The sequence below is a fragment of the Bradyrhizobium sp. AUGA SZCCT0158 genome (assembly GCF_018130065.1).
GTDB lineage: Bacteria > Pseudomonadota > Alphaproteobacteria > Rhizobiales > Xanthobacteraceae > Bradyrhizobium.
This window is the reverse complement of record NZ_JAFCME010000038.1, coordinates 1-12,070: the sequence shown is the minus strand read 5'-3', so window position 1 is coordinate 12,070 and position 12,070 is coordinate 1. Positions and strand designations below refer to the sequence as shown.

General features: G+C 61.2%; 12 protein-coding genes. 6 read left to right on the top strand and 6 right to left on the bottom strand.

Features of this window, described 5'->3' with window-relative positions; genetic code table 11:
• The first annotated feature begins 79 nt into the window (after positions 1-79).
• The 3 genes from msrA (at position 80) to JQ574_RS31945 (ending at position 2,862) form a co-directional block, all read left to right on the top strand.
• Complete coding sequence (msrA, locus tag JQ574_RS31955; RefSeq protein ID WP_212209918.1) at positions 80-739, top strand: peptide-methionine (S)-S-oxide reductase MsrA; 660 nt, start codon at positions 80-82, stop codon at positions 737-739.
• Positions 740-922: 183 nt separating this feature from the next.
• Complete coding sequence (locus tag JQ574_RS31950; protein ID WP_312014721.1) at positions 923-1,669, top strand: polysaccharide biosynthesis/export family protein; 747 nt, start codon at positions 923-925, stop codon at positions 1,667-1,669.
• A 185-nt stretch (positions 1,670-1,854) separates the two neighbouring features.
• Positions 1,855-2,862 carry a tripartite tricarboxylate transporter substrate binding protein gene (locus JQ574_RS31945; protein ID WP_212209917.1) on the top strand — a complete coding sequence of 336 codons (1,008 nt, stop codon included), beginning with the start codon at positions 1,855-1,857 and terminating at the stop codon, positions 2,860-2,862.
• A 200-nt stretch (positions 2,863-3,062) separates the two neighbouring features.
• Here JQ574_RS31945 and JQ574_RS31940 read toward each other — a convergent pair whose 3' ends face one another.
• The 3 genes from JQ574_RS31940 to JQ574_RS31930 all read right to left on the bottom strand — a co-directional run bounded on the left by JQ574_RS31940 (position 3,063) and on the right by JQ574_RS31930 (position 4,936).
• Positions 3,063-3,734, bottom strand: a complete 672-nt coding sequence (locus JQ574_RS31940) for a dienelactone hydrolase family protein (protein ID WP_212209916.1) — start codon at positions 3,732-3,734, stop codon at positions 3,063-3,065.
• 75 nt (positions 3,735-3,809) lie between these two features.
• On the bottom strand, positions 3,810-4,151 hold the full coding sequence (locus tag JQ574_RS31935) for a hypothetical protein (protein ID WP_212209915.1): 342 nt from the start codon (positions 4,149-4,151) through the stop codon (positions 3,810-3,812).
• Entirely contained in the window at positions 4,148-4,936 is a 789-nt protein-coding gene (locus JQ574_RS31930; RefSeq protein ID WP_212384165.1) for an alpha/beta fold hydrolase, read from the bottom strand. The genes JQ574_RS31935 and JQ574_RS31930 overlap by 4 nt, the downstream gene beginning before the upstream one ends.
• A gap of 74 nt (positions 4,937-5,010) precedes the next feature.
• On the opposite strand from JQ574_RS31930, the gene JQ574_RS31925 reads away from it, so the two are divergent.
• From JQ574_RS31925 to JQ574_RS31915, 3 genes are all read left to right on the top strand, one after another.
• The gene (locus JQ574_RS31925) at positions 5,011-5,169 is read left to right on the top strand and encodes a hypothetical protein (protein ID WP_212384164.1); all 159 of its coding nucleotides are present in this window, start codon (positions 5,011-5,013) and stop codon (positions 5,167-5,169) included.
• Between the two features lie 81 nt (positions 5,170-5,250).
• Positions 5,251-5,742, top strand: coding sequence for a (2Fe-2S)-binding protein (locus JQ574_RS31920; protein ID WP_212209912.1), 492 nt, complete (start codon positions 5,251-5,253; stop codon positions 5,740-5,742).
• Positions 5,739-8,045 carry a molybdopterin cofactor-binding domain-containing protein gene (locus tag JQ574_RS31915; protein ID WP_212209911.1) on the top strand — a complete coding sequence of 769 codons (2,307 nt, stop codon included), beginning with the start codon at positions 5,739-5,741 and terminating at the stop codon, positions 8,043-8,045. The genes JQ574_RS31920 and JQ574_RS31915 overlap by 4 nt, the downstream gene beginning before the upstream one ends.
• Before the next feature lie 322 nt (positions 8,046-8,367).
• On the opposite strand, the gene JQ574_RS31910 is transcribed toward JQ574_RS31915, so the two are convergent.
• The 3 genes from JQ574_RS31910 to JQ574_RS31900 all read right to left on the bottom strand — a co-directional run bounded on the left by JQ574_RS31910 (position 8,368) and on the right by JQ574_RS31900 (position 11,788).
• Complete coding sequence (locus JQ574_RS31910; protein WP_212209910.1) at positions 8,368-10,005, bottom strand: tetratricopeptide repeat protein; 1,638 nt, start codon at positions 10,003-10,005, stop codon at positions 8,368-8,370.
• A 191-nt stretch (positions 10,006-10,196) separates the two neighbouring features.
• Complete coding sequence (locus JQ574_RS31905) at positions 10,197-10,835, bottom strand: alpha/beta fold hydrolase (protein WP_249119737.1); 639 nt, start codon at positions 10,833-10,835, stop codon at positions 10,197-10,199.
• A gap of 164 nt (positions 10,836-10,999) precedes the next feature.
• Entirely contained in the window at positions 11,000-11,788 is a 789-nt protein-coding gene (locus tag JQ574_RS31900) for an MOSC domain-containing protein (RefSeq protein WP_212209909.1), read from the bottom strand.
• Positions 11,789-12,070 lie beyond the last annotated feature (282 nt).

Genomic DNA, 12,070 nt, shown 5'->3' with positions numbered 1-12,070 from the left:
ACCCGCGTAAAGCCTTATATAGAAGTGAGCCCGCTGCCGCCGTTTGCGCGCCAGCCGATGTTCCGCCTGGAGGCAATCCATGTTGTTCATGCGCAAGACCACCGCGTTGCCGAGTGCCGCCGAAGCGCTGCCGGGCCGCGCCACGCCGATCCCGACCGCGTCAACCCATTTCGTCAACGGCCGCAAGCTGCAGCCGCCTTATCCTGACGGTCTCGAGCAGGCGGTGTTCGCGCTCGGCTGTTTCTGGGGCGCCGAGCGCAAGTTCTGGCAACTCGGCGAGGGCATCTTTGCGACCGCCGTCGGTTACGCCGGTGGCCACACGCCCAATCCGACCTACGAAGAAGTTTGCTCGGGCCGCACCGGTCACACCGAAGTGGTGCTAGTCGTGTTCGATCCGAAGAAGATCTCCTTTGAGGCGCTGCTGAAGACGTTCTGGGAAAATCACAACCCGACGCAGGGCATGCGCCAGGGCAATGATGTCGGCACCCAATATCGTTCCGCGATCTACACGCGCAGCGATGCGCAAGCCAAAGCCGCCGATGCGTCGAAGGCGACGTACCAGAAGGCGCTGGCAGCCAAGGGTCTTGGCGCCATCACCACCGAGATCGCGCCGTCAGGCGAATTCTATTTTGCCGAAGACTATCATCAGCAATATCTCGCCAAGAATCCGGCCGGCTATTGCGGGCTGGGCGGCACCGGCGTTTCGTGCCCGATCGGCGTTGGTGTGAGCGCCGCCTAGCCCCGTCATTGCGAGCGAAGCGAAGCTATCCATTCTTTCTTTTTGCGGCGATGGATTGCTTCGCTGCGCTCGCAATGACGGTGGTCTGCTCGCTGTGTTCCGTTGAGGACCCCACCCAAAAAAACGTTTTGTTAACCATAACCGGTGCAAGACTAGAGCTGTCTCGCTTTGAGGGATGCTCCGGTGCGAGTTGCGCGCGCGTTTCGATTGTCGATCACTGCGATGATGGCCGCGCTCGCTCTGTCGGGGTGCATGCGCACGGCCGGACCCGTCGCGGTCGCGCCGCAAGCCGATCTCGACGCCATGACCTATGGCGCGGCGCCGGCGCCGGTCGCGGTCGTGGACAATAGCGGCGGCGGCGCCATCAGCGCGATGCGCGCGTCCTTTGCCAGAACGCCGCGTCCGGTTTACGCGCCCGCGCCCGTGGTTGTCGCAGCGCCCGTCGCCTATGCCGAACCGGTCCGCTATGACACGTCGTATCATCTCGATGCCGGCGACAGGCTGCGCGTCGTGGTCTACGGCCAGGAAGGCCTCACCAATACCTACGCGATCGATGCCGGCGGCTCGATCACGATACCGCTGATCGGCTCGGTGCCGGCGCGCGGCCGCACGCCCGCCGGTCTCGCGGCCGAGATCGCAGCCAAGCTGCGCGCCGGCTTCATCCGTGATCCCTCCGTTGCGGTCGAGATCGAAGCCTACCGTCCGTTCTTCATCCTCGGCGAAGTGGCGGCGCCCGGACAATATCCTTACGTGCCCAACATGACCGTCGAGAGCGCGGTGGCGATTGCCGGCGGTTTCTCGCCCCGCGCGCGGCGCGACCGGGTCACGGTCACGCACACCGACGCTTCGGGAACCGCGCGCTACATCGTGCCGCCCGGCACCTCGATCAGCCCGGGCGATACGGTGCTGGTCGGCGAGCGCTGGTTCTAGCCGCAAATCTAACGGCGGTGCTGGTCGGAGAATTCCGTGCAGCGGCATTGTCATGGCCGGCTGTGGTGAATCAGCGCATTCGGCGTCAGGCGCCGGATCGGAACTTGCCTCTCACAGGCCGGCGGCATAAGCCGCCGTCAACGCAATCCAGCGAAATCAACCTATCAAAATCACTTGGAGATAAGATGAGCATCCGGTTGCCAATCAAGCTCGTGCGCACCGCCCTTTCAGCTGCCATGATCGCAGGCATTGCGATGACGGCGGTGTGCGTGTCCGCCGATCGGGCGGCGGCGCAGTCCTATCCGGAGCGGCGCATAACCTTCGTGGTGCCGTATCCCGCGGGCGGAGCCACCGACGTTTCGGCGCGCCTCCTGGCCAACAAACTGTCGGAAGCGTGGAAGCAGCCTGTCGTCGTCGAAAACAAGTCGGGCGGCGGCGGTGTGGTCGGCAATGATTACGTCGCCAAGGCGCAGCCCGATGGCTACACCGTGCTGGTCGCCATCACCCAGATCATCCAGGCGCCGAGCCTGGTTGCGAAACTGCCCTACGACGTCTTCAAGGATCTCGCGCCGGTGACCCAGGTCGGGCTCTCGACGATCGTGCTGACCGTCCCCGAGGCGCAGCCGATCAAGACGGTCAAGGAACTGATCGATCACGCCAAGGCGAACCCCGGCAAGGTGCCATACGGCTCGTTCGGCAACGCGACGACGTCACATCTCTACGGCGAACTCCTGAAGAAGAACGCGGGCATCGACATGACCCATGTTCCCTATCGTGGCGCGGCGCCGCTGGTGAACGATCTGCTCAACAACACGGTGACCGCAGGCTTCGTCGACCTGACCACGGCCGGCCCGCAAATCCAGGCAGGCAAGGTCCGGGCGCTGGCGGTCGGCGGCGAAAAGCGCAGGACCCAGCTGCCGAACGTGCCGACGCTCGCCGAACTCGGTTTCCCGGGCTTTGAGGCCGAAGGCTGGGTCGGTGTCTTCGTGCCCGCTGCAACGCCCAAGGACATCGTCACGAAACTGTCCGCGGAATTGGCCCGCATCATCGCATCCCCCGAGGGAGTAGCAGGGCTCGAGACGGTCAGCCTGATGCCGGTCGGCGGTTCGGCGGAAACCTTCGCAGCCACCCTGCGCCGCGACTCCGCGCGCTGGGCGGATGTGGTGAAAGCCACCGGCGTCAAGGGCGAGTAAGACGGGCGAGAGCGCGGCTACAATTTATCCGTCGTCCCGGCCTTGAGCCGGGACCCATACGCCGCGGCCCGTGTTGTTGAAAACGGAAGATAACGACCAGCGTGTAAGCCAATTGCCGCTGGTGGTTATGGGTCCCCCGATGCGCAATTGCGCATCTGCGCTCAAGGCCGGGACGACAGTGGAGTATGACGCCTTTGTCGTCACTTCAAATGCCTGGCAAAGAAATCGAGGCTGCGCGGCCAGGCGATGTCGGCGCTGGTCTTGTCGTAGCTGGCCCGCTCGTCGCAGTGAAAGCCGTGCTGCGCGCCGGGATAGACATAGACTTCGACGTCGGGCCGCTTGGTCCTGATGGTCTCGACGTCGGTCAAGGGAATGCCGGCGTCCTTTTCACCGAAATGCAATTGCGTCGGCACTTTCGGCATGTCGTCGGCGAAGCGGACGACGGCGCCGCCGTAATAGCCGACCGCGGCCGATAGCCCCGTCAGTTTGGTCGCGGCGGCGAAGGCGATGCTGCCGCCGAGGCAGAAGCCGATGATGCCGACCGGACCCACGCTCTTGACCGCATCGATCGCGGCCTGGCTGTCGAGCAGCATCGCCGCCCAATCCGGATTGGCAACGAACTTTCGCGCGTTCGCGACTTCGTCCGGCGAATAGCCGCTCTGGAAATTGGGTGTGATGCGGTCGAAGATCGACGGCGCGATCGCGACATAGCCGGCGCCTGCGAGGCGATCGCACACCGAACGAATGTGGTGATTGACGCCAAAGATCTCCTGGATCACCACGATGGCCGCCTTGGGCGCGCCCGCCGGATCGGCGCGATAGCCGCCGAGTTTGAAACCGTCCGAAGCCGTCAGTGTAATATCCTGTCCCACGTTTCAATCCTTTTTGTTGAAGGGTTGCTTTTCGTTGAAGTGGTTGCACGAAGCCTGTTGCAGGGAAGGCGGCGGTTATTGCCACATCCAGTTGTGACCCCAGTCGCCCTTCCAGCCCGCCAGCCGGCCTTTGCGGAATTGCAGATAGAGCCGGTGCTTGCTGGGAAACAAGCCGCTGCCGCCGAGATCGCGGAACGTGAGGAACACCTCATTGCCCGGCCGACCCTTGACGTAATTGAGCGGGGTGCCAAGCGCGCGTTCGGCTTCCATCGCATCCATGCCGAACTCCAATGGTATGGTGTTCGACAGGGTTTCGGTGAACGGGGGCGGGTAGGGGCCGCCGAACGGCGGCAGCTTCTGCGCGAGCGCGGGTGCGGCGCTGGCGACGAGAAGCAGAGCCGCGGCAATGGCCTTCATGACGCGGCCCTCGCGCTCGCCTTTACATCGAGACCACCGAGGAACGGCAGCACCGCTTCGATAAAAGCCTGCGGCTGATCGATGTTCACGGCGTGGCCGGCGGCCGGAACCACCACCTTCTTCGCGCCGGGAATTTTTGCCGCCATGTAATCGGACGCGGCCAGGAACGGCGTGTCGTCGGCGCCGACCACGACCAGCGACGGCACCTTGATGTCGGGCAGCGATTCGATCACGCGCGCGTCGCGCTGGATCAGCATGCCGCGCGCGGCCCGTGCCAGTCCCGACGCGTCGCGATGGCTGACGCCGGAGCGTTCGCGGCTGGCGGATTTCAGAACGTCCAGTCCATCGCGCTCGAAACGGTCGCCGGTGTCATGGGCGCGCCTGTTCCAGACCTCGCGCGCATCGTCCTTCTTGAAGCCGGGTCCGGTGTCGATGATCAGCAGCGCCCGCACACGCTCCGGGTAGCTGCGATAGAACGCCAGCGACATGTAGCCGCCAAGCGACAGCCCGCCGATGATGGCCTTGTCGGCGCCGACTTCGTCGAGCAATGCCGCCATGTCGGCCACCGTCAGCGCTTCGCTGTAGGCTGCGGGATCATCGGGATAATCCGACTGGCCGTGGCCGCGCATGTCCCACAACACGAGTTTGTGATGTTTCGACAGCGCCTCGATCTGGCCCCGCCACATCCCGGAGGTCGAGGAATAACCGTGGGTCAACAGCAGCAGTGGGCCGCTGCCATGCACCTCGTGATAGATGTCGACGCCGCCACGGTTGATCTTCGGCATTGCGATTTTCCCAAAACAATCATGCGTAATTTCGGCATCCTAGCGCGATCCGCCAGCGGTTGGGAAATGCGGAAATGGCGGACCGTGCCCACGCCGCGGGCATTCCAAATCTATGGCACGCGCAAGACCTTGCCGCAGCGCACAACCAGATTTTTCAAAATTTTATTCCCTTCGAACGATTCCAAATTGCATTGCCTCTAATTCCGATCGGTATCATTCTGCGCGCCGACTGACATCGACCCGGTGGGTGTCAGCAAATGCCCAACAGTGAGTTGCCGCCGTAAGCGGCTTCCAACACCGGAAGGGGAGCGCAAATGCCAAATCTGAATATCAACGGGCGGAATATGTCCGTCGAGGCGGCGAACGATACGCCGCTGCTATGGGTCATTCGCGAACAATTGCAAATGACCGGTACGAAATTCGGATGCGGCGCCGGCCTCTGTGGCGCCTGCACGATTCACGTCAACGGCGAAGCCGTCAGGTCCTGCCAGACTCCGGTCAGCGAGGCCGTCGGCAAGAAGATCACCACCATCGAAGGCCTCAGCCCCAAGAGCGATCATCCGCTGCAGAAGGCCTGGATCATCGAGCAGGTTCCGCAATGCGGCTACTGCCAGTCCGGCCAGATCATGCAGGCGGCTTCGCTGCTGTCCAAGAATTCCAATCCGACCAAGGAAGAAGTGGTTGCGCATATGGACGGCAATCTGTGCCGCTGCATGACCTATTCCCGCATCCAGAAGGCGATTCTGCGCGCCGCCGCCGACATGCGCACCGCGTCCAGCGCCGGCACCGAGCGGAGGCCCACATGAATACGCACGTGAAAAAGATCGCACAGGAAAAATTGGACCGCGAACCGGCCGACCTCAGCCGCCGCTCCTTCCTCGTCGGCACCGCCGCAGCAGGTCTCGCGCTCGGCTACTCCGCTGTCCCCGGCCTGCTCGGCGCCGATCAGGCGCTGGCGGCCCCGGCCAAGTTCGATCCCAGCGTCTGGTACTCGATCGGGCCTGATGGCCTGGTCACCGTGACGTGCGGCAAGGCCGATATGGGCCAGCACATCGCTTCCACCATGGCGCAGATCGTTTCCGAAGAACTCGGCTCGTCCTGGAAGGACATGCGGGTTCAGCTCGCCTCCAATGACCCGAAGTTCAACGATCCTGTATTGGGCGCGCAGATCACCGGCGGCAGCTGGTCGACGATGATGAACTTCGACGCGATGAGCCGCGCGGGCGCCGCAGGGCGGATCGCGCTGACGCAGGCGGCGGCCACGATCATGGGCGTTCCCGCCGGCGAACTGGTAGTGCGCGACTCCACCGTGTCGCATCCGAAGTCGAAGAAGTCGATGAGCTTCGCCGACATCGTCAAGAGCGGCAAGATTACAAGAACCTTCACGCCGGATGAGCTCAAGGCGATCAAGCTCAAGACGCCAGATCAATACACCATGGTCGGCGTTTCCGTGCCGCAGCTCGACATTCCCCCGAAGAGCAACGGCACGGCCAAATACGGCATCGACGTCAATGTGCCGGGCATGGTCTACGGCGCTGTGGTGACCCCGCCGGTGCGCTTTGGCGCCACGGTGAAATCGGTCGATGATTCCGCAGCCAAGAAAGTGCCGGGCTTCATCAAGGCGGTGACGCTCGACGACAAGACCGGCAGCACGACTGGCTGGGTGGTGGCGGTAGCCAATACCTATGCCAATGCGAAGAAAGCGGCGGGAGCGCTGAAGATCGCCTATGACAATGGTCCGAACGCCAAGCTGTCGAGCGAGTCGCTGCTCGATGAGGCGAAGCGGCTGCAGAAACTGGATGATTCCGGACAGTTCTTCGTCAAGGACGGCGATACCGCGGCCGCCTTCGGGACGGCGGCGAAGGTGCTGGAGGCGGAGTACACCACCAGCATCAACATCCATGCGCCGCTCGAGCCGATGAACGCCACCGCGGAGTTCAAGGGCGACATCCTGAACATCTATTCCGGCAACCAGTTCGCGACGCGCTCCGGCGCGATCGCGGCGGGCGCCGCCGGTATAGATCCAAAGTACGTCGTGATGCATCAGATGTGGCTGGGCGGCGGCTTCGGCCGGCGTCTCGACGCCGACATGATGGTGCCCGCGGTGCAGGCGGCGAAGGCCGTCGGCAAGCCGGTCAAGGTGATCTATTCCCGCGAAAACGACATGACCATGGACTATTCGCGGCCGCTGACCTTCCAGAAGGTCAAGGCGGGCCTCGACGGCGACGGCAAGCTGATCGCGCTCAATCACGACGTGGTCAGCGCGTGGCCGACCCAGCGCTGGGGTATCCCCGATTTCCTGTCGCCTTCGGTCGACAAGAAGGGGCCGCTGGATGCGTTCACCGTGAACGGCGCGGATTTCTTCTATTCCGTGCCCAATCACAATGTGCGCGCCATCAAGAACGAGATGGCGCATAACGCCACCCCGTCGGGACAGCTGCGGTCGGTCGCACCGGGCTGGACCTTCTGGGCGGTCGAAAGCATGATCGACGAACTCGCCCACGCCGCCGGCAAGGATCCCGCCGAGTACCGGATCTCCCTGCTCGACGGCAAAGGCAAGAACGATGGTGGCGCGCAGCGTCTGCGCAGCACCCTGCTCGCGGCGATGGGCATGGCCGGCTACGGCACTGTCAAACTCCCCAAGGGAGAAGGCATGGGCGTGGCCTGCGTGTCGTCGCAGGAACGGGCGACGGCCAGCTGGACCGCCTGTGTGGCCCATGTCGCGGTCTCGCCAAGCGGCGAGGTCAAGGTCAAGAAACTGACCGTGGCCACCGACGTCGGCATGCAGGTGCACCCCGACAACATCCGCGCCCAGGTCGAGGGTGCGGCGCTGTGGGGCCTTTCGCTCGCGATGTATGAGAAGGCGACGCTGAAGGATGGCGGTATCGAGCAGACCAACTTCGATAGCTACACGCCGCTGCGGATGAGCCAGGTGCCGGAAGTCGCCGTCAACGTCATCGCCAACGGCGAAAAGCCGACCGGCGTCGGCGAGCCGGCGGTGACCGTGATCGCACCAGCATTGGGCAACGCCATCTTCAACGCCTGCGGCGCCCGCATCCGCGCGCTGCCGATCACGGCGGAGGCGGTGAAGGCGAACATGAAGGCGTAGGACTGCCTCAGGCTACGCAACAACAACGATCCGCCGGAGATTTCTCCGGCGGATTTTTTTGGAGCGATGATGCTGCCTGCCTCTTCGCGACGAAGGCGCGCATGTTGCGTTCCATCCTCTTGTGAAGGAAGGATAGGGGGACGGCATCGGGACATCCGCGGGCATCTGCAGGAATCTACCGGATGCCTTCCGTTATGGCAGCCTCAAACGCACAGGCGATCGGCCCCCATAGCAAGGCCAGCGCGTCCACTTTGGACGGTTGGGTCGTTCGCATTGTGGGCTCAGGCAGCTTAGAGCGGAATTCGAGACGTTCGGACGATACCTATCTGCGTATGGCACCGGCTACGATTTGCCCGAAGATTTCCAACATCTGACGCTGGGTTTCTTGATTTGACTGTGCCTGCTGCGCCTTTGCGAGTTCAAGAGGGAACCCCCTCTGAGCGCCCGCATGACCGAGGTCGGCGGCACGCTTTAAGAGAGCAAGCTTCATCGCAAGCGGATTGTCTGTTGTATACGTGCCTTTGTCGATCATATCACCCAAACTTACCATCGAATCCGCGTCATCAAGGTCGCGCCCGCGCAAGAAAAGTTGAAGCGCCTTTTCGTTGTCCTTCCCGAGGTACATGCCTCCGAGATTATCAAATGCTGCGGGATAATCGGCTCTGACAAGCGTGACAAAGATGTCGAATGCCTTTCGCCTGTCCTTGAACTGGTACGCTCGGCCTAACTGATATTGATACCTCAATTCCGAAGGCGATTGCTGGACTGCCTTGCTGCAAACTTCGATCGCCTGGTCCGCTTGCCCCCTTAGAACATCAAAGGTCGCGCCTTCAGCCTTGCGACGAATATCGGTAGGATTTGCCGCCAGCCGATCGCAATCCAAACCAGCCTGCTGTTGCTTCTGCAATTCCTCGGTAGCTTTACGTTCTGCAAGATTCTTGGCGTCCAGTGCTGCCTGCTTTGCCGCAAGTTCCTGTGCTTGGCGATCGCGGGCTTCCTGGGCTCGCTGTTCCTGCTCTTTTCTCGTACGCTCTGCAGCGGCCTCAATGGACTGCCGCCAAGCCGCTATTTTGTCCCGCGTGACGATCTTAAATTCCTCACCGGATCTTGGGTGGAAACCGGGTCCATCAAAGAACTCGTATTCACCGGCTTCCGACGCCCAGAACCAAACCTTTGGATTGCCGCTGAGTGCATCGAAAAAGCCATACTTGTCGGGGTCTGGAACCCGGTTAGGCATCCTTCGAACGACCTTTGACGATTGTCTACGCCATTCGTCAACGACTGGCTTGTCAACCGGCTTCAATTCCTCGCCGGTCTGCGGGTGAAAACCCATCAGATCGAATAATTCGATGCGGCCTGAATCTGCCTTTGCGAACCAGACGATTGGCTCCCCGCTAACAGGATCAAAGAAGGCTGGGTTCGTGTCTGTGACAATCTGCGGGCGCTTGCCATTTCTGTAAGCATTATACTTTTCGGTCATCTGCGGAGTAAGAAGTTTGCATTCGCGACCGGTGTCGGGATCAACGCCGACGTGATTTAGGATCTTAATTCCGTCCCGAGTCAGCACGTAGCACTTCTGTGTTTTGCCATCACCGTCGTAATTGGCGTCGCGCATTCCCAGCAAGACGCTATGCCCAATTAGCAATCCAAGTATTCCTACGTATCCAACGTTTCGTTTGTGTTTTGAAAATGAGAAAGTGCAACCGGCGAAAAGAACAATGGCTGCGAAGCTTGCCCAGACCAGTGCTTTGGTGAATCCCTTATTGAGATTGTACGCCTGTGAAAGTTCTTCCGTGTAGCTCTTCGCCAGCAAGTAATAGAACAGCTGGTTGAAAAGCCACAGTAAAACGATCGACACGATTACAACGGCGATCGCGATGATCGCTAGTCGCACCGGGCTGTTAAATCCGGAAAGCCGACTTCCAATTTTGCTTCTTAGGTCTGAAAGAAAAATAGACATTGCCACAAAGCCCCCCGGCTAATGGTTGATATTAGGCAAAGAGTTACATGGGGCGCAACCTAAAGGTTGGCCGCCACCGGCTTGCCGCCAGCTATGGTGAAAGCAATTTTTGGTCTATCCAAAAACATCCAATTACGGCAACAGGGCCGTAGAGTTTAATCCGCTTCGGATGGATTGCACTCACTGCTCGTTCAAACCTGAGCCAGCAATATCTCGGCCAAAGCCTCGGGCTGCAGCCGCGCTACATTGTGCCCGCAATCGAGGGCAAAGGTCGACCACTCCGGCTCGCCGCTCAAGCGTTGATAAAGGTCGAGGAACGGACTGCCCTCCCAGCCATGCGCCCCGACGAAGGTCTTGCGCGGCACTTCGCGCCAGCGTCCGCTGAGATTGATGGATTGCAGAAACGTCCCCATCGGATGCGGCCGGCATCGCGGATCAAGGGTGGGAGGCAGCGCGCAGTTTAGTCCGTCGGCCCTCGCGCCCGCGACGAAGAGATCGCGAAAACGCGGCGTCGTCAGCGACCAGACGGAGTCGCCGGTGTCAGGCACATAGGCGTCCACATAGACCAGCGCCCGGATTTGCGATGGCGCAGCATCGGCCGCGCCGCTCACGACCATCCCGCCGTAGGATTGCCCAACAAGGACCACGTCGCCCTGCTGCGACTTCACGGCACTGACGACCTCACCAATGTGGGTTTCAAGATTCGCCATCGGGGCGGGAGCATCGCCGAGCCCTGAAAGCGTGATCGGCAAGGCTTTGTGCCCGTGCGCGGCAAGTATCTCGGCCACCTGTTGGTAGACCCAGCCGCCCTGCCAGCCTCCGGGGATCAGGATAAAGGGTGGCCATATGATTCATTCCTAGACGTTGATGCCTGCGAAACTTCGGCATCTCTTTGGCCGAAATCAAGACCACGTGCCTATTGGCTGGAACTGGGCGGATTCCCTTTAATCCGCCATCTCGCATCGATCAGCGGTTGAAGAGAACTACGCCGTGATTAATCCTCAACAACGATCTCGTCACCCGGTCGAACCAGACCCTCCACCAGCACAGCGGCGTAGACGCCGGCTCTGTTGTCATGGTTCTTGGCGACATATTGCAAAATCTCGGAGTTCTCTTCGAGCGACTCCGGATCGATGTTGATCATGCGGCAACGGATGTCGCGTTCCAGAATGTGGACCGTCAGTTTCGGACCGATCCGCAGCCGCCGGCCGACGAAGGCGTCTTCGGCGAAGCTTTCGCCGGAGTTGAGATCGACATAGAGGTTTTCGCGAAAGCGGCGCTTGTCGAGCCTCAGGCCCACTGCGCGGCCAATGCCGTCGATCGTCCGGGTCGCAAGCAACGACAGCGGCCGGCAATCCGTAATCGCGCGATCGGACCGTCGCATCGTCAGAGTGCCCGGCGACGATTCGTCGGTCAGCGCGCCGAGCAATCTGTCATCATCAACCCCAAAAATTTCTCCCGACGGTGCCGCGACATCGACGGCGAGATCCTCAAGGCCCGGAAAAAGCGGGGTGATGCCAGGTCCGCGCGCCTCGGCCTCCGCAAGGTTGCTCGGCAGCACCGAACGCGCCGGCTCGCGGAAAAACGGACGATACAGCAGCATATCCGGGCGAGCCCGTGCCGTCAGGTACGGAAATGCCGTGGGCGCGGCCGAGTTATGGACCGCGTAAAGGCGGTCGCCCAAAACTCCGGAGAAGCTGACATAGGCTTCCGGCAGCATTTCGCCGCGCATGCTCTTCACAGGATAGCGCCAAACGCTTTCGATCCGACCAACAACATTCATCCAAATCGACCACGGCTGATTGCATTATCTTCCACCGTAGTTTCCTTCCGGATGAATTGCAAAACCCGATTGGGGTGCTTCAGGCGCAAGCGCAATCTTGCGGGTTTGCCTGCGACAAATCAACCCGACGGGCAAATCAGTTCCTGTTTTCGGAAATCGTGTCAAGTCCCAAATTTCCGAAAATCAAAAATATTTCTCTTCCCTTCGACCCCAAATCACCTGCACATCAATAGCCATCCCGTCCCATTCAGAGGGGCGTCGGCCGTCGTCATGACGAGGGGC

Bases quoted from the DNA above. Each gene is read 5' to 3' on its own strand.
- JQ574_RS31900 (WP_212209909.1), bottom strand. From the start codon at position 11,788: ATGAATGTTGTTGGTCGGATCGAAAGCGTTTGGCGCTATCCTGTGAAG.
- JQ574_RS31910 (WP_212209910.1), bottom strand. From the start codon at position 10,005: ATGTCTATTTTTCTTTCAGACCTAAGAAGCAAAATTGGAAGTCGGCTT.
- JQ574_RS31925 (WP_212384164.1), top strand. From the start codon at position 5,011: ATGGCGGACCGTGCCCACGCCGCGGGCATTCCAAATCTATGGCACGCG.
- JQ574_RS31920 (WP_212209912.1), top strand. From the start codon at position 5,251: ATGCCAAATCTGAATATCAACGGGCGGAATATGTCCGTCGAGGCGGCG.
- JQ574_RS31935 (WP_212209915.1), bottom strand. From the start codon at position 4,151: ATGAAGGCCATTGCCGCGGCTCTGCTTCTCGTCGCCAGCGCCGCACCC.
- JQ574_RS31930 (WP_212384165.1), bottom strand. From the start codon at position 4,936: ATGCCGAAGATCAACCGTGGCGGCGTCGACATCTATCACGAGGTGCAT.
- JQ574_RS31915 (WP_212209911.1), top strand. From the start codon at position 5,739: ATGAATACGCACGTGAAAAAGATCGCACAGGAAAAATTGGACCGCGAA.
- JQ574_RS31945 (WP_212209917.1), top strand. From the start codon at position 1,855: ATGAGCATCCGGTTGCCAATCAAGCTCGTGCGCACCGCCCTTTCAGCT.
- msrA (WP_212209918.1), top strand. From the start codon at position 80: ATGTTGTTCATGCGCAAGACCACCGCGTTGCCGAGTGCCGCCGAAGCG.